The sequence below is a fragment of the Pseudomonas sp. FGI182 genome, from assembly GCF_000511325.1.
GTDB lineage: Bacteria > Pseudomonadota > Gammaproteobacteria > Pseudomonadales > Pseudomonadaceae > Aquipseudomonas > Aquipseudomonas putida_Z.
On the sequence record NZ_CP007012.1, the window covers coordinates 5,623,306 to 5,645,652 of the forward strand.

The 22,347-nt window shown below is 63.8% G+C and carries 23 protein-coding genes; 7 read left to right on the forward strand and 16 right to left on the reverse strand.

Annotated elements, in window-relative coordinates:
• Positions 1 to 65 precede the first annotated feature (65 nt).
• Entirely contained in the window at positions 66 to 1,580 is a 1,515-nt protein-coding gene (gene ilvA / locus C163_RS24740) for a threonine ammonia-lyase, biosynthetic (RefSeq protein WP_013974671.1), read from the reverse strand.
• A gap of 134 nt (positions 1,581 to 1,714) precedes the next feature.
• On the opposite strand from ilvA, the gene rpiA reads away from it, so the two are divergent.
• Positions 1,715 to 2,389: a ribose-5-phosphate isomerase RpiA gene (gene rpiA, locus C163_RS24745; RefSeq protein WP_025341004.1), complete on the forward strand. Its 675-nt coding sequence runs from the start codon at positions 1,715 to 1,717 to the stop codon at positions 2,387 to 2,389.
• A gap of 116 nt (positions 2,390 to 2,505) precedes the next feature.
• Here rpiA and C163_RS24750 read toward each other — a convergent pair whose 3' ends face one another.
• The 4 genes from C163_RS24750 to C163_RS24765 form a co-directional block, all read right to left on the reverse strand.
• A complete protein-coding gene (locus C163_RS24750; protein WP_025341005.1) occupies positions 2,506 to 3,408 on the reverse strand; it encodes an SdiA-regulated domain-containing protein in 903 nt (300 codons plus the stop codon).
• Between the two features lie 90 nt (positions 3,409 to 3,498).
• Positions 3,499 to 4,419, reverse strand: coding sequence for an SdiA-regulated domain-containing protein (locus C163_RS24755; protein ID WP_025341006.1), 921 nt, complete (start codon positions 4,417 to 4,419; stop codon positions 3,499 to 3,501).
• A gap of 182 nt (positions 4,420 to 4,601) precedes the next feature.
• Positions 4,602 to 5,267, reverse strand: a complete 666-nt coding sequence (locus tag C163_RS24760; protein ID WP_024087876.1) for a fumarylacetoacetate hydrolase family protein — start codon at positions 5,265 to 5,267, stop codon at positions 4,602 to 4,604.
• Between the two features lie 25 nt (positions 5,268 to 5,292).
• Positions 5,293 to 6,690, reverse strand: coding sequence for an FAD-binding oxidoreductase (locus tag C163_RS24765; RefSeq protein WP_025341007.1), 1,398 nt, complete (start codon positions 6,688 to 6,690; stop codon positions 5,293 to 5,295).
• 170 nt (positions 6,691 to 6,860) lie between these two features.
• On the opposite strand from C163_RS24765, the gene serA reads away from it, so the two are divergent.
• Positions 6,861 to 8,090 carry a phosphoglycerate dehydrogenase gene (serA, locus tag C163_RS24770; RefSeq protein ID WP_003258542.1) on the forward strand — a complete coding sequence of 410 codons (1,230 nt, stop codon included), beginning with the start codon at positions 6,861 to 6,863 and terminating at the stop codon, positions 8,088 to 8,090.
• Positions 8,091 to 8,196: 106 nt separating this feature from the next.
• On the opposite strand, the gene C163_RS24775 is transcribed toward serA, so the two are convergent.
• Complete coding sequence (locus C163_RS24775; RefSeq protein WP_025341008.1) at positions 8,197 to 8,673, reverse strand: DUF4399 domain-containing protein; 477 nt, start codon at positions 8,671 to 8,673, stop codon at positions 8,197 to 8,199.
• A 223-nt stretch (positions 8,674 to 8,896) separates the two neighbouring features.
• On the opposite strand from C163_RS24775, the gene C163_RS24780 reads away from it, so the two are divergent.
• Positions 8,897 to 9,385: an ABC transporter substrate-binding protein gene (locus C163_RS24780; protein WP_025341009.1), complete on the forward strand. Its 489-nt coding sequence runs from the start codon at positions 8,897 to 8,899 to the stop codon at positions 9,383 to 9,385.
• Positions 9,386 to 9,507: 122 nt separating this feature from the next.
• On the opposite strand, the gene C163_RS24785 is transcribed toward C163_RS24780, so the two are convergent.
• Both C163_RS24785 and C163_RS24790 read right to left on the reverse strand, forming a co-directional pair.
• Positions 9,508 to 10,011: a DUF523 domain-containing protein gene (locus tag C163_RS24785; RefSeq protein WP_025341010.1), complete on the reverse strand. Its 504-nt coding sequence runs from the start codon at positions 10,009 to 10,011 to the stop codon at positions 9,508 to 9,510.
• Positions 9,998 to 10,630, reverse strand: a complete 633-nt coding sequence (locus C163_RS24790) for a 2OG-Fe(II) oxygenase (RefSeq protein WP_025341011.1) — start codon at positions 10,628 to 10,630, stop codon at positions 9,998 to 10,000. Before C163_RS24790 ends, C163_RS24785 begins: the two co-directional genes overlap by 14 nt.
• Before the next feature lie 113 nt (positions 10,631 to 10,743).
• On the opposite strand from C163_RS24790, the gene C163_RS24795 reads away from it, so the two are divergent.
• A complete protein-coding gene (locus C163_RS24795; RefSeq protein ID WP_003258544.1) occupies positions 10,744 to 11,496 on the forward strand; it encodes a DUF2059 domain-containing protein in 753 nt (250 codons plus the stop codon).
• On the opposite strand, the gene C163_RS24800 is transcribed toward C163_RS24795, so the two are convergent.
• On the reverse strand, positions 11,497 to 12,423 hold the full coding sequence (locus C163_RS24800) for an alpha/beta hydrolase (RefSeq protein WP_025341012.1): 927 nt from the start codon (positions 12,421 to 12,423) through the stop codon (positions 11,497 to 11,499).
• A 233-nt stretch (positions 12,424 to 12,656) separates the two neighbouring features.
• Between C163_RS24800 and C163_RS24805 the strand changes: the two genes are divergently transcribed.
• Positions 12,657 to 13,226 carry a DUF6436 domain-containing protein gene (locus tag C163_RS24805; RefSeq protein ID WP_025341013.1) on the forward strand — a complete coding sequence of 190 codons (570 nt, stop codon included), beginning with the start codon at positions 12,657 to 12,659 and terminating at the stop codon, positions 13,224 to 13,226.
• Here C163_RS24805 and C163_RS24810 read toward each other — a convergent pair.
• Positions 13,205 to 13,771: a sugar O-acetyltransferase gene (locus C163_RS24810; protein ID WP_025341014.1), complete on the reverse strand. Its 567-nt coding sequence runs from the start codon at positions 13,769 to 13,771 to the stop codon at positions 13,205 to 13,207. The two genes, C163_RS24805 and C163_RS24810, sit on opposite strands and share 22 nt — an antisense overlap.
• Positions 13,772 to 13,857: 86 nt before the next feature.
• Between C163_RS24810 and C163_RS24815 the strand changes: the two genes are divergently transcribed.
• Complete coding sequence (locus C163_RS24815; RefSeq protein ID WP_025341015.1) at positions 13,858 to 16,221, forward strand: penicillin acylase family protein; 2,364 nt, start codon at positions 13,858 to 13,860, stop codon at positions 16,219 to 16,221.
• A gap of 159 nt (positions 16,222 to 16,380) precedes the next feature.
• Complete coding sequence (locus C163_RS24820; RefSeq protein WP_025341016.1) at positions 16,381 to 17,199, forward strand: alpha/beta fold hydrolase; 819 nt, start codon at positions 16,381 to 16,383, stop codon at positions 17,197 to 17,199.
• 129 nt (positions 17,200 to 17,328) lie between these two features.
• Here the strand turns inward: C163_RS24820 and C163_RS24825 are convergent, their stop codons facing one another.
• The 6 genes from C163_RS24825 to C163_RS24850 all read right to left on the reverse strand — a co-directional run bounded on the left by C163_RS24825 (position 17,329) and on the right by C163_RS24850 (position 22,341).
• Positions 17,329 to 18,201 carry a transporter substrate-binding domain-containing protein gene (locus tag C163_RS24825; protein ID WP_025341017.1) on the reverse strand — a complete coding sequence of 291 codons (873 nt, stop codon included), beginning with the start codon at positions 18,199 to 18,201 and terminating at the stop codon, positions 17,329 to 17,331.
• Positions 18,198 to 18,971 (reverse strand): amino acid ABC transporter ATP-binding protein, encoded by a 774-nt coding sequence (locus C163_RS24830; protein ID WP_025341018.1) that lies wholly within the window; start codon positions 18,969 to 18,971, stop codon positions 18,198 to 18,200. The genes C163_RS24825 and C163_RS24830 overlap by 4 nt, the downstream gene beginning before the upstream one ends.
• Complete coding sequence (locus tag C163_RS24835; protein ID WP_025341019.1) at positions 18,968 to 19,627, reverse strand: amino acid ABC transporter permease; 660 nt, start codon at positions 19,625 to 19,627, stop codon at positions 18,968 to 18,970. Before C163_RS24835 ends, C163_RS24830 begins: the two co-directional genes overlap by 4 nt.
• Positions 19,608 to 20,273 (reverse strand): amino acid ABC transporter permease, encoded by a 666-nt coding sequence (locus tag C163_RS24840; protein ID WP_025341020.1) that lies wholly within the window; start codon positions 20,271 to 20,273, stop codon positions 19,608 to 19,610. Before C163_RS24840 ends, C163_RS24835 begins: the two co-directional genes overlap by 20 nt.
• 276 nt (positions 20,274 to 20,549) lie before the next feature.
• The gene (locus C163_RS24845; RefSeq protein WP_025341021.1) at positions 20,550 to 21,335 is read right to left on the reverse strand and encodes a MetQ/NlpA family ABC transporter substrate-binding protein; all 786 of its coding nucleotides are present in this window, start codon (positions 21,333 to 21,335) and stop codon (positions 20,550 to 20,552) included.
• A gap of 175 nt (positions 21,336 to 21,510) precedes the next feature.
• Positions 21,511 to 22,341 (reverse strand): sigma 54-interacting transcriptional regulator, encoded by an 831-nt coding sequence (locus C163_RS24850; protein WP_025341022.1) that lies wholly within the window; start codon positions 22,339 to 22,341, stop codon positions 21,511 to 21,513.
• Between the last annotated feature and the right edge of the window lie 6 nt (positions 22,342 to 22,347).

A 22,347-nucleotide genomic window follows, 5' to 3' on the forward strand; every position in this document is an offset into this window, starting at 1 on the left:
TTGCGGCCCATCGCGACACAAGGCCGCTCCTACAAAAAGCGAGATTTCTGGCTTAGCTTAGCCGCTCAGCCCAGGAACAGCTTGTAAGCCGGGTTGTCAGTCTCGTCCCAGTACGGGTAGCCGATCTTCGCCAGCGCCGCCGGCACCAGATGGCGCTCGTCTTCCGGCACCTGCAACCCCGCCACCACGCGCCCGTCAGCGGCACCATGGTTGCGGTAATGGAACATCGAGATGTTCCAGCGCCCGCCCAGCTTGTTGAGGAAGTTGAACAGCGCCCCCGGCCGCTCGGGGAACTCGAAGCGCAGCACCATCTCGTCACTGGCACCGGCCGAATGGCCACCGACCATGTGGCGAATATGCAGCTTGGCCAGCTCGTTGTCGGTCAGGTCGGTAACCGGGAAGCCCTGCTCGGTCAGTTGCTGTACCAGCGCCGCACGCGGGTCGTTTTCCGGGTGGGTCTGCACGCCGACGAAGATATGCGCCTCGTCGGAGGTGTGCTTGCGGTAGTTGAATTCGGTGATCTGGCGCTTGCCGATAGCCTCGCAGAAGGCCTTGAAGCTGCCCGGGCGCTCAGGAATGGTCACGGCGATGATCGCTTCGCGCTTTTCACCCAGCTCGGCACGCTCGGCCACATGGCGCAGGCGGTCGAAGTTGACGTTGGCACCGGAGTCGATGGCCACCAGGGTCTGCCCGGTCACGCCGTACAGTTCGACGTACTTCTTGATGCCCGCCACGCCCAGGGCACCGGCAGGTTCGGTGATCGAGCGGGTATCATCGTAGATATCCTTGATAGCCGCGCAAATCTCGTCGGTACTGACGGTGACCACTTCATCCACATGATGACGGCAGATATCGAAGGTATGCTGGCCGATCTGCGCCACCGCCACGCCGTCGGCGAACAGCCCGACCTGCGGCAGCACCACGCGCTCGCCGGCCGCCATGGCCGCCTGCAGGCAGTTGGAGTCGTCCGGCTCGACGCCAATCACCTTGATTTCCGGGCGCAGGTACTTCACGTAGGCAGCAATGCCGGCGATCAGGCCACCGCCACCCACCGGCACGAAGATCGCGTCCAGCTGGCCTGGGTGCTGGCGCAGGATCTCCATGGCCACGGTGCCCTGCCCGGCGATGGTGTGCGGGTCGTCGTAGGGGTGCACGTAGACGAAGCCCTTTTCATCGACCAGTTTCAGCGAATAGGCCAGCGCCTCGGGGAACGAGTCGCCATGCAGCACCACCTTGCCGCCCCGCGAACGTACGCCTTCGACCTTGATTTCCGGGGTGGTCTTGGGCATCACGATAGTGGCCTTGATGCCCATCTCGCGCGCAGCCAGGGCCAGGCCCTGGGCGTGGTTGCCGGCCGAGGCGGTGACCACGCCACGGGCCAGTTCTTCCGGGGTCAGTTGGGCCAGCTTGTTGTAGGCCCCGCGGATCTTGAACGAGAACACCGGCTGCAGGTCTTCGCGCTTGAGCAGAATCTGGTTGCCCAGGCGCTTGCTCAGCTGCCCGGCGCTCTGCAGCGGGGTTTCGACCGCAACGTCGTAGACGCGCGAGGTGAGGATCTTCTTGACGTACTGTTCGAGCATCGGGAATGCATCACTGGGCCGCGGGACAAGGGCTGGGAGTCTACCCCAGCGCTACGTCGGGCGACCACAGCAAAGCCGCCCGAGCCGTTATACTAGGCTCTTTTCAAAACCGCCCTGCCCCTCTCGGAGCCCGCATGACCCAGGACCAACTCAAACAGGCCGTCGCCCAGGCCGCTGTCGACTTCATTCTGCCCAAGCTGGATGAAAAGAGCGTCGTCGGCGTCGGCACCGGTTCGACCGCCAACTTCTTCATCGACGCCCTGGCTCAGCACAAGACCGCCTTCGACGGCGCGGTCGCCAGCTCCGAAGCCACTGCCCAGCGTCTGAAGGGCCATGGCATCCCGGTCTACGAGCTGAACAGCGTCAGCGAACTGGAGTTCTACGTGGACGGCGCCGACGAGAGCGACGCGCACCTGAACCTGATCAAGGGCGGCGGCGCAGCCCTGACCCGCGAGAAGATCGTCGCCGCCGTGGCCAAGACCTTCATCTGCATCGCCGACGCCAGCAAGCTGGTACCGGTGCTGGGCGCCTTCCCGCTGCCGGTCGAAGTGATCCCGATGGCCCGCAGCCACGTGGCGCGCCAGCTGGTCAAGCTGGGTGGTGACCCGGTGTACCGTGAGGGCGTGATTACCGACAACGGCAACGTGATCCTCGATGTGCACAACCTGCAGATCACCAACCCGGTGGAGCTGGAAGGACAGATCAACGCCATCGTTGGCGTGGTGACCAACGGCCTGTTCGCGGCGCGTCCGGCGGATTTGCTGCTGCTGGGTACCGCTGAAGGCGTGAAAAGCCTGAAGGCCGAGTAACCTGCGGCGAGGGCTTCGCCCTCGATTCGCAGCACAAGGCTGCTCCTACAAGGGTACGCGACTTCCTGTAGGAGCAGCCTTGTGCTGCGAATCGGCTGCAAGGCAGCCCCACCGGCTCACTCCGCCGTCTGTTTAAACACATAGAACAGGTTCGGCTCACTGACCAGATAGATGGTCCCCGCTTCATCCATCGCAATCCCCTCCGCCTGCGGCACCGTCGCCTGCAACCCCTGGAACCCCTTGCGCAACGACAAGGTACTCAGCGGCCGGCCCTCCACATCCAGCTCCAGCACCAGCCGCGACTCGTCCGACAGCGCCAGCAGGTGCCCGCTGCGCTCATCGAACTGCAAGCTCGACAGGTCCCGCACGAACAGCCGCGAATCGCGCTTGCGGTCCTGCACCACATGCACCGCATAGGGCTGCTCAGGGTTGTCGTGCGGGAAGCCATGCACCTCGTAGATCAGCATCGGGTCACGCTCCTTGGCCACGAACAGGCGCTTGCCCGCCGAATCGTAAGCCAGCCCCTCGAAACCCTTGTTGCCGTTCAGGCCAATGCCCAGGGTCAGCTGCTCGGCATCGCCGGCATCGAGGAACATCGTGTCGTCCTCCAGGCGCACGCGTATCAGCCGCTGCTGACGCTCGTCGGTGATCACATAGCTGTTGGGCCCGACGTACTCCACGGCTTCCGGGTCGCCGAAGCCGGTCAGCGGCACCCGGCGCAGGATGCGGCCGTCCAACGACAGCTCGATCAGCTCCGAGCGGGCATTGGTGACGGTAAACAGGGTCTTGCGGTCGGGGTCGTAGGTCAGCGCCGATATGTCGTCATCCAGCCCTTCGACCGGCTGCGCCTCCACCACCACCCGGTAGCGGTCCAGGCCGATGCTCTGCTCGGCGGGCTGCCACCAGGCCTTGAGGTTGAACCAGCCACGCTCGAACAGGCGGAACTCCTGCCCGGCCAAGCCGAGCAGGAGCAGGCCGATGGCGACCAGGACAAGGAACAGGCGAACAGAACGGCGCATGAGGGCAGACTCGACATAGGGGTGGCGAATCTAACCATGAACCACTGAATTAAAGCTTAATGCCAGCATCCGAAAAGTCGGATGTTGGGCTCAGTTCTTTCTGAAGCGATAGAACAGGGCCGGCTCGCTGACCATGTACAAGTTGCCCTTGTCGTCCATGGCCACCCCTTCGGCACGCGGAATGGTGTCCTGCAGGCCGTTGAAACCGCCGAGCAAGGTCATGAAGCTGACTTGCTGACCCTGCTCGTTCAGTTCCAGCAGCATGTTGGAATCGGCCGACAGCGCCAGCAAGTGGCCGGTACGCGGGTCGACGCCCAGTGCCGAGAGGTTGCGCAGGTCCAGTTCATCGTTGGGCAACGGCTGCTTTTCGCCCGTGAGCGGGCTGCGGCCATCGGTGTTCCAGGTGTACAACCTTGGCGGGCGCTCCTCGCCGATGACCAGGCGCTGGCGCAGCGGGTCCCAGGCCACCGCCTCGAAGCCCTTGTTGCTCTTCACCGACTGGCCCAGGTCGTGGCTCTGGAAATCATCATGGTTCAACGAGGTGGTCTGCGCATCCACCTTGACCACGGTCAGGTCGTGCAGGCGCTCATCGGTGATTGCCAGGAAGCCGTCTTCCAACACGGCGACGCCTTCCGGGTTGTTCCAGCCGTTGAGGGGGATCTTGCGCAGTACATTGCCATCCAGGCTCAGTTCGACCAGGATCGGGTTCTTGCCCATGACTGCGAACAGGGTGCGGGTACGCGGGTTGAAGGCCACATCCGAAGCTTCATCGTCGTCCATGCCCGGCAGCGGCTTGGCATCGATGTCGACCTGGTAGTCCGGCAGCCATACGCTTTCGCTGCGCTCGGCGGTGCTTTCGAAGCCTTCCTTGACCCACAGCGCGCCGCGGTCATCCCAGTGCATGGCCACGGCCACGCCATAGCCGATTACCGCCGCCGCGGCCAGGCCGAAGGGCCAGCGCAGGAAGAAACGACGCTTGGGGGTTGCCGGGGCGCTGGAGGGAGATGGCATGCGGGGGTCCTGGGGAAATGGGCGTAGGTTCGCGCATTATCCGGATCAGGTGTGAAAAATCGGTAAACAGGACCGGCCTCTTCGCGGGCATGCCCGCTCCCACAGGGTTCTCCACAGGTTTGAAGCTTGTGATATTCCTGTGGGAGCGGGTTTACCCGCGAAGAAGGCGACGCTGTTTCGAGTCAGAGCACCCGGCTTTCGAAGCGGCTCACACCCGGCAGTTCCAGCACCAGTTCGTCACCGACATTGAACGGCCCCACGCCCGCCGGGGTGCCGGTGAGGATCACATCCCCCGCCTGCAGCGAGAAATGCGCGGCCATGTACTGAATCATCGGCACGATCGGGTTGAGCATCATCGCGCTGTTACCGTCCTGGCGAACTTCGCCGTTGACGGTCAGGCGCACCGGGATGTCGGTCACATCCTCGAAGCTGGCGGCTGACACGAACGGCGGCAGTACGCAGGCGCCGTCGAAGCACTTGGCCAACTCCCATGGCAGGCCCTTCTCTTTCAGCTTGGCCTGCACATCGCGCAGGGTCAGGTCCAGCGCCGGGGCGTAACCGGAAATGGCGTCCAGCACCTCTTCCTCGCTCGGATGAGTCGACAGCGGCTTGCCCAGCAGCACGGCAATTTCCGCCTCATAGTGCACCGAGCCACGTTCCGTCGGAATCTTGAAGCCGCCCTCGGCCGGCACTACGCAGCTGCCCGGCTTGATGAACAGCAGCGGTTCGGTGGGGATCGGGTTGTCCAGCTCCTTGGCATGCTCGGCATAGTTACGGCCGATGCACACCACCTTGCCCAGCGGGAAGTGAATGCGTGTGCCGTCTACGTACTGGTGCTGGTAACTCATGGCCGACTCCTCTGGATACTGCTTTCTATTCAGGTGCGAAGATCTTACCCGGATTCATGATGCCGTTAGGGTCGAACACGGCCTTTATTGCCTTCATGCAGGCGATTTCTTCGGGCGAGCGGCTGTAGCCCAGGTAGTCTCGCTTGGTCATGCCCACGCCGTGCTCGGCCGAGATCGAGCCGTTGTAGCGCTTTACGATATCGAACACCCACTTGTTGACCTTGGTGCACGAAGCGAAGAAGTCATCCTTGCTCATGTGCTCGGGCTTGAGGATGTTCAGGTGCAGGTTGCCGTCGCCGATGTGGCCGTACCACACCACTTCGTAATCCGGGTAATGTTCGGTCACGATGGCGTCGATATCGCGCAGGAACGCTGGCACTTTCGATACCGTGACAGAAATGTCGTTCTTGTACGGTGTCCAGTGCGAGATGGTTTCCGACAGGTATTCGCGCAGTTTCCACAGGTTTTTCAGCTGGGTCTCGCTCTGGCTCATCACCCCGTCCAGCACCCAGCCTTGCTCGACGCAGTGCTCGAAGGTGGCCAGGGCTTCGTTGGCCACCTCCTCGGTGCTGGCCTCGAATTCCAGCAGCGCATAGAACGGGCAGTCGGTCTCGAACGGCGCCGGCACATCGCCACGCGCCAGGATCTTGGCCAGGCCCTTGTCGGAAAAGAACTCGAAGGCGGTCAGGTCCAGCTTGCCCTGGAAGGCATGCAGCACCGGCATGATCGAGTCGAAATCCGGGGTCCCCAGCACCATCGCGGTGAGGTTGCGCGGCGCACGGTCCAGACGCATGGTGGCCTCGACCACGAAGCCCAGGGTACCTTCGGCACCGATGAACAGCTGGCGCAGGTCGTAGCCGGTGGCGTTCTTGATCAGGTCCTTGTTCAGCTCTAGCAACTCACCCTTGCCGGTGACCACTTTCAGCCCGGCCACCCAGTTGCGGGTCATGCCGTAGCGAATCACCTTGATTCCGCCGGCATTGGTGCCGATATTGCCGCCAATCTGGCTGGAGCCGCTGGAGGCGAAGTCCACCGGGTAATACAGGCCCTGTTCTTCGGCGTAGGCCTGCAGCTGGCGGGTAATCACCCCTGGCTGGCAGACCACGGTGCGGTCGAAGGCATTGAAGCCGAGAATCTGGTTCATGTAGTCGAAGGCGACCACCACTTCGCCATTGGCCGCCACGGCGCCTGCGGAAAGCCCGGTACGCCCGCCCGACGGCACCAGCGCCACCTTGTGCGTATTGGCCCAGCGCACGATCGCCTGCACCTGCTCCACCGTCTTGGGGAAGACGATGGCGCTGGGCGCCGGTGGGTAATGCTTGGTCCAGTCCTTGCCATAGGCCTCCAGGGAAGCTGCGTCGGTCAGGACCTTGCCAGGGTCGACAAGGGTCATCAGTTCATCAATAACAGCGGGGTGGGTCATCGCTGGAACTCTCGACTTATTCATAGTCACCCTGAGCACTCTTCACCTGTCGGGATAAGCTCAGATTGTGTCGCGTATGCTAGCATAGCCCTCCCGCTGTTCATGCTAAGGCTGCCTTTGCGCCTGGCATCACCCTCGCCATTTTTTCTCCGGGATACAGGTTTACGCAGATGAGCAAGACTTCTCTCGACAAGAGCAAGATCCGGTTCCTTCTTCTTGAAGGTGTGCACCAGAACGCGGTCGATACCCTCAAGGCCGCCGGCTACACCAACATCGAATACCTCACTGGTTCGCTGCCGGAAGCCGAGCTGAAGGAAAAGATCGCCGACGCCCACTTCATCGGCATCCGTTCGCGCACCCAGCTGACCGAAGAGATCTTCGACTGCGCCAAGAAACTGGTCGCCGTTGGCTGCTTCTGCATCGGCACCAACCAGGTCGACCTGGAAGCTGCCCGCGAGCGCGGTATCGCCGTGTTCAACGCGCCATACTCCAACACCCGTTCGGTAGCCGAACTGGTACTGGCCGAAGCCATCCTGCTGCTGCGCGGCATCCCCGAGAAGAACGCTTCCTGCCACCGTGGCGGCTGGATCAAGAGCGCGGCCAACTCCTTCGAAATCCGCGGCAAGAAGCTGGGTATCGTCGGTTACGGCTCGATCGGCACCCAGCTGTCGGTCCTGGCCGAGAACATGGGCATGCAGGTGTATTTCTACGACCCGCTGACCAAGCTGCCACTGGGCAACGCCGTGCAGGTCACCAGCCTGCACGAGCTGCTGGGCCTGGCCGACATCGTTTCGCTGCACGTGCCTGAGCTGCCGTCCACCCAGTGGATGATCGGCGAGAAGGAAATCCGTGCGATGAAGAAGGGCGCGATCCTGATCAACGCCGCACGCGGCACCGTGGTCGAGCTGGACCACCTGGCCGCCGCCATCAAGGACCAGCACCTGATCGGCGCCGCCATCGACGTGTTCCCGGTGGAGCCGCGCTCCAACGACGAGCAGTTCGAAAGCCCGCTGCGTGGCCTGGACAACGTGATCCTGACCCCGCACATCGGTGGTTCCACTGCCGAAGCCCAGGCCAACATCGGCCTGGAAGTGGCCGAGAAGCTGGTCAAGTACAGCGACAACGGTACCTCGGTATCCTCGGTCAACTTCCCGGAAGTTGCCCTGCCGGCGCACCCAGGCAAGCACCGCCTGCTGCACATCCACGAAAACATCCCTGGCGTGCTCAGCGAGATCAACAAGGTCTTCGCCGAGAACGGCATCAACATCTCCGGTCAGTTCCTGCAGACCAACGAGAAAGTCGGTTACGTGGTGATCGACGTTGACGCCGAGTACTCCGACCTGGCGCAAGAGAAGCTGCAACAGGTCAAGGGCACCATCCGTTCCCGCGTCCTGTTCTAAGTTCGCTGGCGGTATGAAAAAGGGAGGCCCCGGTGGCCTCCCTTTTTTTTTGCCTGTGACATTGGTGTCGCTTGCTTCGCGGGCTTGCCCGCGAAGAACCCGACACCTATTTCACGTCGACAGTAATCTTCTGCGACACGACGCTCGGCTTGAACGGCACGTGATACTGGTCACCCAGCACCAGCTGCAGGGTGTGCTTGCCCGGGGTGAGGGTAATGCTGGTCTCGGTCTGCGCCTTGCCGAAGTGCAGCACTTGCGGGCCATCCGGCAGCGCGGTGCCGGCCTGCGGCATCAGGCTGGATGGCAGCGCCATGTCGGCCACCGGCTCTTTATCCACATCCACCAGCAGGTGGTGGTGCCCGGTGTGCGGGGTGCTGTCGCCCGCAGGCTTGAGCGCCATGCCCTCGATGCCGAACTTGACGGTGAAGGTCTTGTCGACCGTGGCGCCATCGGCGGGGGAAACGATGAAGACCTTGGCATCCTTGGGCGGCTCCTGGCTCTTCAGGGCATCTGCGGCACTGGCGAACATTGACGCTCCCATCAACAGACCAGCAACGGCAGCACGCGAAAATAGGCTGTTCATTCACTTCTCCTGTGATTCACTTATTGACCGCCGCCAGTATTCCAGTGGCGGCGGTGGTTCACCTTAGTTGATATGTTTGCCCAGATGTTCACATCGTCAGGCAGAAATATTTCAATCCGGGTTAAACAATGCCGAGGCTTCAAGGTCATAGGCTGCGCTCGACCACGGCGAGGAAGAAAGCCGTGGCGAAGGTTATTCATCTGCCAAAGAGAAAGGGGCTTTAATGCGTTCGATCATCGGAGTAATGCTGGCGGTACTGATCACGCCATTGGCTCAGGCCGAGCTGATAGACGAAATTGCCGACCGGGGCGAACTGCGCATTGCCGTACAGGCCGACAACTCGCCGTACGCATTCAAGGAAAATGACCACCTGACCGGTTTCGAGATCGAGTTTGGCCAGGACCTGGCCAAGGAACTGGACCTGCGCGCCGAGTTCATCGAAGCCCCTGCGGCAGAGGTACTGCCCGGTGTCGAGAGTGGCAAGTACGACATCGCACTGACCCCGTCGAGCGAATCGCCCAAAGGTGACGGCCCGCTCGATGTGAGCCTACCGTTTGGCGAGAAGCAGCTGGTGATCCCGTTCCAGAAGGACAACCCGGCGTTCGAGAGCGCGGTGAACAATGCACTGCAGCGGCTCAAGGACAGCGGGCGGACTGCCGAGCTTGAGCAGAAGTGGTTCAAGGGTGTGCCTGAGACTGCGTCCGGGCAATAGGATTTTTGCTGCCTGTACCGGCCTCTTCGCGGGTGAACCCGCTCCCACAGGGACATCACAAGCCTTGAGGGCTGTGGAGAACCTGTGGGAGCGGGTTCACCCGCGAAAGGGCCGGAACAGGCTTAAGCTGAAAGCCCGGCCAGAGCCTGCTGTGCCTCGTCCAGCTCCAGCTCGCTGAACACCAGCACCCCCGCCCGCCGCAGCAATGCCGTAGTCACTCCTTCCCCGGCCACCTTCACACCACTGAACGTGCCGTCATAGGTCAACCGGTTGCCACACGAAGGGCTTCCAGCCTTCAGCACGGCCACACGAATGCCATGCCGGTGCACCAGCTCCAGCGCCCGCTGCGCCCCGGCCAGGAACTCGGCGCTGACATCCTCGCCCGCCACCGTCAGCACCTGCGCGCCACCGTCGAGCACCTCCCCGCCCTGCCCGCCCGGTATCTCTGCAGGCGGCCGTGGGGTCGGCAAGCCACCCGCCACTTCCGGGCACAACGGCACCACGCGCCCTTCGGCCTGCCAGCGCTGCAACAGGTCGGGGTGGCCACTGGCGCGGCCGTCATAGCGCACCGGCTGCCCCAGCAGGCAGGCGCTGACCAGGACCTTGGGCAGGTCAGAAGGGGTCATTGCCACGGCGCCGGAACCAGCCGGTCAACGAAAGCCGCTCACGCCCTGCCGGCAGCACCTCATGGGGCACCTCGCCCGACAGGAACACTACCAGGCTGCCCGCCACCGGCTCGACATCATGCTCGACACCGTCCGCCAGGAACATGCGCAACTGGCCACCGTCCTGCGGCTGCCAGCCTTCATTCAGGTACAGGACTGCCGACACCATGCGCCGGTCATCATCGCGGAAGCGGTCCAGGTGCCGGCGATAGAACGCCCCCGGCGGGTACAAGGCAAAATGGCACTCGAAGTCTTCCAGGCCGAGGAACAGGCCCTGGTTGATGGCCTGGCGCAGCTGGTCCATGGCGCTCAGGTACTGGTCGCAGGCCTCGGCCTGGCCAGGGTCGATCCACTGGATCTGGTCGCCGCGAATGGCCTCGCGCACCTCCTGGGCAGCACCGCGCCCAACCCCTGCGGGGTTGAGTTCGCCTTCGGCATCACGGCGCCGGCACTCGGCCGCGAGCGCGTGCACCAGGTCGGCAGGCAGAAAAAGCGCCTGCTGGGACCAGCCATGGGTGACCAGATCATCGACGACGGCCGCAAGCATCGGGTGTTCAGGGGAGATGTGCATGGCGCGCATCATATCCATTAGCCATGCCGGCGCACAGCGCCACTTGGCCGAGAAGCACGCGGATATCTCGACAAACCGGCGCCCGGCCACGGACAATAGCCACCTGCCGACAGGAGTCCTGAATGCGCCGTCTGTTTTCCCTGATTCTGCTGATGATCTGCACCGTGCCTGTCTGGGCAGACAACCTGGATCAACTGTACAAGGCCGCCGGCTGGCCCGACCAGCGCGCCCATTTCAATGATGCCCTGACCGCTGCCCAGGAACGCTACCGCAACAGTTTGCCACCCGCCGTGTACCAGGCGCTGGTAAACAACAGCAACCAGCGCTTCCAGGCCCAGGCGGTGGACCGTCGCGCCCAGGCACAGCTGCGCGCAACCTTGGCCAACCCGGCACCGGCGCTGGCCTTCTTCCGGTCGCCGCTGGGGCGCAAGGTGGTGGCTGCGGAGCTCAAGGCCACACGCAAGGACGAACTGGCCAGGAATGCCAAGGGCTTGCCGAAGATCCAGGCCAGCGATGACCGCCTGCTGATAATCGGCCACCTGGCCCAGGCCCTGCCGGCGCGCGAAGCCGGCGCCGAAGTGAGCCTGGCCATCGCCGGCGTGGCGGCCGACAGCCTCAGCTCGATGATCCCCGGCCTGTTCGGCGGCGGCCAGGCTCAGAACCTGCTCGACGGCCAGCGCCAGCGCCTGATGGGCCAGATCGGCGAAGACCTCAACAACACCCTGCTGTATGTCTATCGCGACCTGTCCGATGCCGAGCTGGAAGAGTTCGCCACTTTTGCCGAGTCGCCAGACGGCAAGGCTTACTACCAGGCCGCCCTGGCCGCAGTTCGCGCAGGCCTGGCGGTTGGCCAGAGCAGCAGCGACCTGAAGTGATCAGCCCAGGCGCTGGTCGATGAAGTCGAAGTAGCGCTGGCGAATGCCCGGCAGCTCGTTGGCCAGGTGGTGACGGGCCTCGGGCAGCATCAGAATCTGCGGTTCGGCGAACTTGGCCTTGAGCACTTCGAGGTTGTACGGCCAGTCCACTGTGCCATCCGCTTCTCCTTGCACGATCAACGGCCGCCGCGTGCTGCGCGGCGCGGCCTCGATGCGTTTGACCCAGGCAATCAAGGCACCCACCCAGGCTGTAGGCAGGCGGCGCGGTTGCAGCGGGTCGGCTTCGAGGAAGGGAAGGAAGGTCGGGTCATTGGTGTTCTCGCTGAAGCGCCGCTCGATGCCATTCACGAAGTGACGCAACACGCGATAGCTCAGCTTCGACCAGCGCCAGGCACAGGGCCGCACCAGCGGCGCCAACAGGATGACCTGGCCATCGATGGGGCTGCGCGCGCCCTGGTGCAGCAGGTGGTCCACGGCGATGGCGCCACCGGTGCTTTGCCCGCACAGGTGCCAAGGGCGCGGCAGTTGCAGCGTGCGCGCCTGCTCGAACAAAGCCTCCAGCACCTGCTGGTACACCGCGAAATCACTGATGCTGGCTCGCTCGCCGCTGGACAGGCCGTGGCCTGGCAGGTCGCAACTGATCACAGCGAAGCCCTGTTTGAGCGCCCAATCGATCACATGCCGGTAGAGGCCCATATGGTCGTAATAGCCGTGCAGCAGGAACAGCGTCGCGCTCGGCTGCTCGGGTAGCCAGGCCTGCCCGACCAGCTCGAAGCCTGCGGCCTGGAAGCCGCCCAGCCAGCTGCGGGCCGACAGGTTCAGGCCATAGAAGCGCTGGTAGTCCTGCGCCTGCGCCGACAACGGCTGGCGAGCGGTCAACGGCGCCAGACTGGTGCGCAGGAGGTCGGGGTGAAAGGCAGCGGGCATCGGGTACATCCACAGTGAAGCAAGTATTGATCTGGGATATTCAGCTCTGGCCCGCGCCATGGCAAGCTTGCTCACCATCGAACATCAACCACCGATCCCCTGTAGGAGCGGCCTTGTGTCGCGATAGGGCCGCACAGCGGCCCCGGCAATCTCAGCGTGGGGCACAAATCCTGGGGGCGCTTCGCACCCCATCGCGACGCAAGGCCGCTCCTACAGGGGGCCGCGGAAACTTCATGAAGACTCGGATCATCAAACCGCTGTGTACGGCAATCGCCCTTCTGGTCGGCGTGGCCATCCTCTGGCAGGCCTACACCACCTTCCAGGCCCGCTACCTGCGCCCGTTCGACAATCAAACCACGCTGTTCGACGGCAGCCAGCTGCAGTTGCCCCCCGAGCTGGCCGGCCCCGGCCCGGTCCGGGTAGTGCATTTCTGGGACCCGGCCTGCCCGTGCAACGTCGGCAACCAGCAGCACCTGGGCGACCTGGTCAGCCAGTTCGCCAGCCAGGGCGTGACCTTCCACGTGCTGCAAAAGCCCGACAGCCACGGCCAGCTGCCCGCCAACCTCACCGCCCTAAAGCCACTCGCCAGCGTGCCCGGCAGCGAACACCTGCCCGCCTCCCCGGCCGTGGCGATCTGGGACCGGCAAGGCCACTTGGCCTACTTCGGCCCGTACAGCGAAGGCGCCGTGTGCAATGCCAGCAACAGCTTCATCGAACCGATCCTCAAGGCGCTACTCGACGGCCGCCAGGTGAGTGCCTCAAATACCTTGGCGGTGGGCTGCTACTGCCCCTGGGCCGGCTGACGCACCCGCGCAGGGTTGCCCACCACCACCGCGCCTGCCGGCACGTCACGGGTGACCACACTACCGGCACCCACCACGGCGTTATCGCCAATGGTCACCCCCGGCAGGATGATCGCCGCGCCGCCGATCCACACGTTGTTGCCGATAGTCACCGGCCGGCCACTCTCCAGCCCAGTGCGGCGCACCTCGGGGTCGAGCGGGTGGTCGGCGGTATAGATCTGCACGTTGGGGCCGATCTGGCAGTCATCACCGATATGCACCGGCAGCACATCGAGGATCACGCAGTTGAAATTCATGAAGGTGTTGCGGCCGACGCTGATGTTGTAGCCATAGTCGCAATAGAACGGTGGGCGGATCACCGCGCCTTCGCCGACCTGGCCAAAGTGCTCGACCAGGAGCCCATGACGTGCGTCGTTGAGCAATTCGACACTGCTGTTGTAGCGGTGCATCCAGTGCTTGTTGGCGATCTGCTCGGCCTGCAGCTCGGGGCAGCCAGCGTGATAGAGCTGGCCTGTAAGCATTTTCTGTTTTTCGCTGAGGGACATGGAAACTCCTTCCTGGGGCTATGCTCTGTTCGCGAATCCGCCGATCATCGGACCACATTTTTCGCTTGAACGCACAAGGAGCCTGCATGAAGCGCAGCCTGACCCTGTTGGCCGTGGTGGTTGCCGTGGCCGCCGGCGCCGGATACTGGTACGTGCAGGGAAAGCTGCCGCAACGCGAGGGCGAGGTGGCCATCGCCGGCCTGCAGGCGCCGGTCAGCGTGCGCTACGATGCCCGCGGCGTGCCGCACCTGCAGGCGCAGAGCGAGCCGGACCTGTACCGTGCCCTCGGTTACGTGCATGCCCAGGACCGGCTGTTCCAGATGGAGATCCTGCGCCGCCTGGCCCGGGGTGAGCTGGCCGAGGTGCTGGGCGACAAGCTGCTGCCCACCGACACCCTGTTCCGCAGCCTGCGCATTCGCGAACAGGCAGCACTGATGGCCAAGCGTCAGGACCGGCAATCGCCCGCCTGGCAAGCCCTGCAAGCCTACCTCGACGGGGTGAACAGCTGGCAGGCCAGCCACCCCAAGCCCATGGAATTCGACCTGCTCGGCATCACCCCGCGCCCATTCAGCGCCGAAGACACCCTGAGCATCGCCGGCTACCTGGCCTACAGCTTTGCCGCCGCGTTTCGCACCGAGCCCGCGCTGACCTACATCCGCGACCAGCTGGGCCCTGAGTACCTGAACATCTTCGATCTCGCCTGGCAGCCCGAGGGCGCCTTGGGTACAACGCTGGCCGCTGCCGACTGGCAAAGCCTGGAGGCCCTCGCCCGCCTCAGCCATGACGCGCTGGGCGATGCGGGCATCCCGCAATTCGAGGGCAGCAACGCCTGGGCCGTGGCCGGCAGCCGCACCCGCAGCGGCAGGCCGCTGCTGGCCGGCGACCCGCACATCGGTTTTGCGGTGCCGGCGGTGTGGTACGAAGCCGAGCTGTCGGCGCCGGGCTTCAACCTGTATGGCTACTTCCAGGCGCTCAACCCATTCGCCCTGCTCGGCCACAACCGCGACTTCGGCTGGAGCCTGACCATGTTCCAGAACGACGACGTCGACCTGATCGCCGAGCGCACCAACCCAGCCGACGCCAACCAGGTGATGGTCGATGGCAAATGGCAGGCGCTGGAAAAGACCGAGCAACAGATTGCCGTCAAAGGCGAAGCACCGGTCACCCTCAGCCTGCGCCGCTCGCCCCATGGCCCGATCGTCAACGACGTGCTGGGCGCCACTGCCGGGCCCACGCCAATCGCCATGTGGTGGGCGTTTCTGGAAACCGAGAACCCGATCCTCGACGGTTTCTACCAGCTCAACCGCGCCGGTACCCTGGGCAAGATGCGCGAGGCCGCGGCCAAGGTGCATGCGCCGGGGCTGAACCTGGTGTGGGCCAATGCCCGTGGCGATATCGGCTGGTGGGCGGCGGCGCAGTTGCCGATCCGCCCCGACGGCGTCGACCCCGCGTTCATCCTTGACGGTGCCAGTGCGCAGGCCGACAAGCTCGGCTTCTATCCCTTCAGCGTCAACCCGCAACAGGAGAACCCGGCGCGCGGCTACATTGTCTCGGCCAACTACCAGCCTCCGGCGGCGGTGCCGATACCCGGTTACTACAACCTGCCGGACCGAGGCCGCCAGCTCGACCGCCACCTGTCCAACCCCGAGGTGAAGTGGGATACCCAAAACAGCCAGGCGCTGCAGCTGGACACTGCCAGCGACCATGGCCCGCGCACCCTTGCACCACTGCTGGCAACGCTGCGCGCAGTGGCCGAGGGTGACGAAGAGAAGGAACTGGTCGAGCAACTGGCAGCCTGGAGCGGCGACTACCCGCTCGACTCGACCAGTGCCACGCTGTTCAACCAGTTCCTCTACGAGCTGGCATTCGCGGCCCTGCATGACGAGCTGGGCGACACCTGGTTCCCGGTGCTGATCAGCACCCGCGCCATCGACGCCGCCCTGCCGCGCCTGGCGGCAGATGCCGATTCGCCGTGGTGGAACACCCGCGGAGCCAACCAGCGCACCGACCGTACCGCCGTGGTGCGCACGGCGTGGCAGAGCAGCTTGAAGCACCTGCGGGAGACCTTGGGTAGTGACCCGGCCAGCTGGCAGTGGGGCAAGGCCCATACCCTGACCCACAACCACCCGCTGGGGGTTAAAAAGCCGCTGAACCTGCTGTTCAACGTCGGCCCGTTCGCCGCACCGGGCACCCATGAAGTGCCGAACAACCTCTCGGCGAAGATCGGCCCGGCGCCATGGCCGGTGACCTATGGGCCGTCGACGCGGCGGCTGGTCGACTTTGCCGATGCCGGGCAGGCGCTGACTACCAACCCGGTCGGGCAGAGTGGCGTGCCGTTCGACAGGCATTTTGCGGATCAGGCCGAAGGGTATGTGCAGGGGCAGTACCAGAAGGCGCAGATGGGGGTGATTCCGGCGCAGAGTACCTTGCGTCTGGTGCCAGCACCGTAGGGGCTGCCTTGCAGCCCATCGCGACACAAGGCCGCTCCTACAGGGGACCGCGCAACTCAAGGCGAATCCCTGTAGGAGCGGCCTTGTGTCGCGATGGGCCGCAAAGCGGCCCCCGACAATTTCGAATACCCTACAGCACTCCCAGCCGAGACCCATTCCATGCAAAGACACTTCATCGAAATCGACGGCGCCCGCATGAGCTACATCGACCAGGGCCAGGGTTTTCCGGTCCTGCTCGGCCACAGCTACCTGTGGTCCGCCGAGATGTGGCAGCCACAAATCGAAGCCTTGTCAGCAAACTTCCGCGTCATCGTCCCCGAGCTGTGGGGCCACGGCGGCTCCGATGCTCCGCCTGCCACGACCACCGACATGAGCGCCCTGACCCGCCAGCATCTGGCACTGCTGGACGCCCTGGACATTGGCAAATGCCATTTGGTCGGCCTGTCGGTCGGCGGCATGTGGGGCGCGCAACTGGCCCTGGAACACCCCGATCGGGTAGACCGCCTGGTGCTGATGGACACTTATCTCGGCGCCGAGCCGGAGGCGACCCGGCTCAAGTACTTCGGCCTGCTCGACGCCGCCAGTGCTGCGGGGCTGTTCCCGGAGCCATTGTTGGATATCGTCGTGCCGATCTTCTTCCATGCAGGCGGGCAGACTGTGCCGGAAGTGCGCGAAGGCTTCCGCGCAGCATTGAAGGCGAGCAGCGCTGAGGTGATTCGGCACAGTCTCGATCCGATGGGGCGGGTGATCTTTGGCCGGCCAGACCTGTTGTCGCGGCTGGGAGAACTGGCCAGTGAGCGGACCATCGTTGTCTGCGGCGACCAGGACATTCCGCGGCCGCCGGAAGAGTCCAATGAAATGGCGCGGATCATTGGTTGCCTGGCGGCGCAGATTCCGTTTGCGGGGCATATCTCCAGCCTGGAGAACCCGCGGGTGGTGAATGAGTTCTTGCTGAATTGGCTGCCGCGTAACCACTGAGATTACCGGGGCTGCTTTGCAGCCCTTGTGGGAGCGGGTTCACCCGCGAAGCAGGCAACGCGGTGCATGGCACCGGCTTCGCCGGTGTTCGCGGGTGAACCCGCTCCCACAATGGCCTTATTTACCTGACTAACCCTGCCACTTGCCCCCTTCCACAATCACGCTTTCCGGCTTGGTGTCATCGCTCAGTTCCTTGCGCACATACTGGTCATACAGCTTCAGCAGAAACTTCTCCTCCCCCAATTTGGCCAGCTCGGCATTCACCCAGTCACGCAGCTCGGTGTTGCCCTTTTTCACCGCCGGTGCAATCGGTGCCTCGTCACCCAGCAGCTCAGGCAGCACGCGGTACCCCGGGTTCTGCTTGGCCCAGCTGAACAGAATCAGGTTGTCCTGCGCATAGGCATCGCCACGCCCGGTGGCCAGCGCCTGCAGCGACTCGCTGTTCTTCTCGAACTTGAGCAGTTTCCAGTCGGGGTGGTTCTTGGTCAGCCAGATATCAGCGGTAGTGCCGGTGGTGACGATGATGGTCTTGTCGGCCAGGTCATCGAGCTTCTGCACCGGGCTGCCATCCGCGACGATGGCCTGCACGGCAACGCGCAGGTTGGGGTTGGTGAAGTCCACCGCTTCCTTGCGCTCCGGGGTCACGGTCATGTTGGCGAGGATCAGATCGACCTTGTCGCTCTGCAGGAACGGGATACGGCTGGCCGGCTCCACGGCAACGAACTCGACCTTGTTTTCATCACCCAGCAGGTCCTTGGCCAGGCGCCGGCCGATATCGGTGTCAAAGCCCACGTAGCGGCCCCGCTCATCGACGAAACCGAACGGCGGCTTGTCGGTGAACACCCCGACAATCAGCTTGTCGCGGGCCTTGATGGTTTCCAGGTAGCTGGTGGCCGGTGAGGCCGCCGCGGGCTTGGGTGGTTCTTCAGCCTTGTTGCAGCCGGCCAGCAGGGCCAGGCCGAACAACGGCGCCAGCAGTTTGGTGAGGTTGGCAGTTTTCATGACAGTTCCTTGTGCAGTGTCTTCGGCAGGCTTTCTACGAAGGAGAATTTCTCCAGGAACTGCTGCGCGCGTGCGGTCCGCGGTCGTGTGAAGAAGCTCTCGGGGTCGCCCTGTTCAAGGATCCTGCCGGCCTCCATGAACACGATGCGGTCGGCCACCGCGCGAGCGAAGGCCATTTCGTGGGTAACGATGAGCAAGGTCATGCCGTCGCGGGCCAGGCCCTGGATCACCTGCAGCACCTCCTTGACCATTTCCGGGTCGAGGGCTGCGGTAACCTCGTCGAACAGCATTACCTCGGGGTTCATGCACAGCGAACGCACGATGGCGATGCGCTGTTGCTGGCCCCCGGACAACTGCCGGGGAAAGGCGTCGCGCTTGTCCAGCAGGCCGACCCGCGCCAGCAACGCCTCGGCCTGGGCCTGGGCTTCGGCGCGCTCGCGCCTTTGCACCTTGAGCGGGCCAAGCAGCAGGTTGTCGATCACGCTCATGTGACCGAACAGGTGATAGCTCTGGAACACCATGCCGACCCGCTGGCGGATCTCGCGCCAATCGGTGCGCGGGTCGAGCAGCTCCTGCCCGGCCAGGCGCAGGTGGCCGCCGTGGGCCTGCTCCAGGCCGTTAAGGCAGCGCAGCAGCGTGCTTTTGCCACAACCGCTGGGACCGAGGATGACTACCGCCTCGCCGGCCGCCACCTGGAGGTCGACGTCCTTGAGCACCTGGTGCTCGCCAAAGAACTTGTTGAAACCCTGAAATTCGATCAATGCGCTCATGAGTGGGCCCAGCGGCGTTCCAGCACGCGTGAAGCGGCGGACAGCGGATAGCAGACGATGAAGAAGAACAGGAACAAGGCGCCGTAGATCAGCACCGACTCGTAGGTGCGCTCGATGATCTGCTGGCCGGCCTTGATTACCTCGACCACGCCGATCAGCACCGCCAGCGAGCTGGTCTTGATGATCCGCGTGTAGATGTTGATGGTCGGTGGGGTCATGCGCTTGAGCGCCTGTGGCAACAGCACGTAGCCATACAGCTGCCAGCCGGCCAGGCCGATCGACAACCCCGCCTCGCGCTGGCCGCGCGGCAGCGAGCGCAGCGCGCCACGCACCACCTCGCCCACCTCGCTGGCGCCCCACAGGCCCAGCACCAGCACCGCGCACCAGAAGCTGGGGATGCTCAGGGCCAGGAAGATCGGCAGGCCGAAGAACACCAGGTACAGCCAGACCAGCACGGGGATGGCACGGAACAGCTCCAGGTACACCTGCAAGGCAATGTTCAGGGCCCGGTTGCCCAAGGTTGCCAGCACGCCATAAAGCACACCGCCCAGCGTCGCGAAGAGGATGCCCAGTGCAGAGATGGCCAGGGTCTGCGCCGCGCCGCCAGCCAGCTGCGGCAATGCCTGCAGCAGCAGTTCAGACGCCGAACTGGCCATGTTGCAGCCTCCTTTCGACATAGCGCAGCAGCAACGACAGCGGCAGGAACAGCAGCACACAGAGCAGGGTCAGCACGGTGAGCATTTCATAGGTCTTGTAGTACAGCGCGATGTAGTTCTTGGTGGTGTAGAGAATCTCCGGCACGGCCACCGCCGACACCACGGTGGTTTCCTTGAGCAGGAAGATGAAGTTGGCGAACAGTGCCGGCAGGCTGAGGATGCCGGCCTGGGGCAGCACCACATGACGCAGCAGCTGGCCTTCGGACAGGCCGATGGAGCGCCCGGACTCCAGCTGGGCACGGGGCACGGCCTCGATGCCGGCACGCAGCACCTCGGTGAGGTAGGCACCGCCCATGAAGGTCATGGTGATGATCGCTGCGGCAAAGCCGGAAATCTTCAGGCCCAGGCTGGGCAAGGCGAAGTAGACGAAGAACAGCTGGATCAGCAGCGGCGTGTTGCGGGCCAGCTCCACGTAGGCTTTTACCAGGCGCGACAGGTACGGGGTGCGTAATACCAGCAGTGTGGCGTTGACCAGGGCGACCAGCAGCGAGGTGGCGATGGCGATCAGGCCGACCTGCAGGGTCACGCCCACGGCCTTGAGGAAGGCGGGCAGCGTGCCGAGGATGAATGCGGTGTCGAAGGTCATGGTGAAGCAGGTCTGCAGGGTGCGCGTGGGCACGATAGCTAGACTCTAATGATCTAAAAACTTTTTGATAAATACCTTTGTAGAATAAACATATCACCGAGACGTCGCGCAGGGACCCTGTGGGAGCGGGCGCGCCCGCGAACACCGGCGTAGCCGGTGCCATCCACCGCGTCGCCTGCTTCGCGGGCACGCCCGCTCCCACAGGGTCCTGCGCCACAAACAAAAACGCCGACACAAGGGTGTCGGCGTTGGGTCATGCAAGGTAATGCAAGCGCATCAGAACGCCGGCAGCACCGCACCCTGGTACTTCTTGGCGATGAATTCCTTCACTTCCGGGCTGGTCAGGGCCTTGGCCAGTTTCTGGATGGCTTCGCTGTCCTTGTTGTCCGGGCGGGCGACCAGGAAGTTCACGTATGGCGAGTCGCTGCCTTCGATCACCAGCGCGTCCTTGGCCGGGTTCAGGCCGGCTTCCAGGGCGTAGTTGGTGTTGATCATGTCCAGGTCGACCTGGTCCAGCACACGCGGCAGCATGGCCGACTCAAGCTCGCGGAACTTCAGCTTCTTCGGGTTCTCGGCAATGTCCTTGGGGGTGGCCAGGGCGTTCTTCGGGTCCTTCAGGGTGATCAGGCCAGCCTTCTGCAACAGCAGCAGGGCGCGGCCGCTGTTGCTGCCCTCGTTAGGGATGGCAACGGTAGCGCCTTCTTTCAGTTCGCTCAGGCTCTTGACCTTCTTCGAGTAACCACCGAAGGGTTCGACGTGCACGCCGATCACGGTATCCAGGTGGGTGCCCTTGCCTTCGTTGAAGTTCTGCAGGTACGGCAGGGTCTGGAAGTAGTTGGCGTCCAGGCGCTTCTGGTCAACCTGCACGTTCGGCTGCACGTAATCGGTGAAGACCTTGATCTGCAGGTCCACACCTTCCTTGGCCAGGGTCGGCTTGATCAGCTCGAGGATTTCGGCGTGCGGTACCGGGGTGGCGGCAACCACCAGTTTCTCGGCGGCGGCAGCCAGGCCGGCAAACGACAGGGCAGCAGCCAGGGCAGTGGTCAGCAGGGTCTTCTTCATGGTGGTCCTTGTTCTGGTTCTGGGCCATCGACGATGGCGAATCGGGTGCCCAACCGGTTCACCAGCGGGCGTGAGGCGGACAATACCCAGATTTTTTATTCCGTAACAATATCTTTTATTTAGCTTCTTATTCCAAAAACAAACTGCCATCAGCCACTTTGCTTATGAGCGATGTCTAGCGCGCGGGGTTTGGCAGGTCAAGGTCTTCAGCCAGGATCTCTTCGCCGTCATTCACCAGCAAGGCGAAGTGGATGACGTTCTCCAGTTCACGGGTGTTGCCGGGCCAGGGGTGTGCTTCCAGCACCTGCTGCGCCGCCTCGCTCACCAGCGGCACAGGCCGTTGCAGGCGCACGCTGTAGATGCCCACGAAGTACTCGGCCAACGGCAGGATATCGCCCGGCCGCTCGCGCAGTGGCGGCAGCTCCAGCGCCCCCTCGCGCAGGTATTGGTACAGGCGCTCATTGAAGCGCCCCGCGCGCACCACCCGCGCCAGGTCGATACTGGTAGCGGCCACCAGGCGCACGTCCACCGGTTGCGGCTGCTGCGCGCCCACCCGGGTAACCTCGCGGTTTTCCAGGGCGGCCAGCAGCTTGCCCTGGATGGCCAGCGGCAAGTCGGCGATCTCGTCCAGGTACAACGTGCCGCCGTTGGCCGAGCCGAACCAGCCGGCACGGCTGCTGGCTGTGCCACCCTGGCTGCCGGCACTGTAGCCGAACAGCTCGGCATCTGCGTAGGTGGGGCTGATGGCAGCGCAGTTGACCGACACGAACAACCCGCTGCGGTCACTGGCACGGTGGATCTGCCGAGCCAGCAGTTCCTTGCCGGTACCGGTTTCGCCACGGATCAGCACTGGCAAGGGTTGTGGCGCCAGGTGCTCGAGCTCCTCGCGCAGCTGCTGCGACCGTGGGTCGATGAACACCAGCGCCTTGGCGCGGATGCTCAGCGGGCTCTTGTCCAGCTCAGGGAAGGTCAGCAACGGCTGGCCAAAAGGGTTTTGAAAAGTCATGACGAA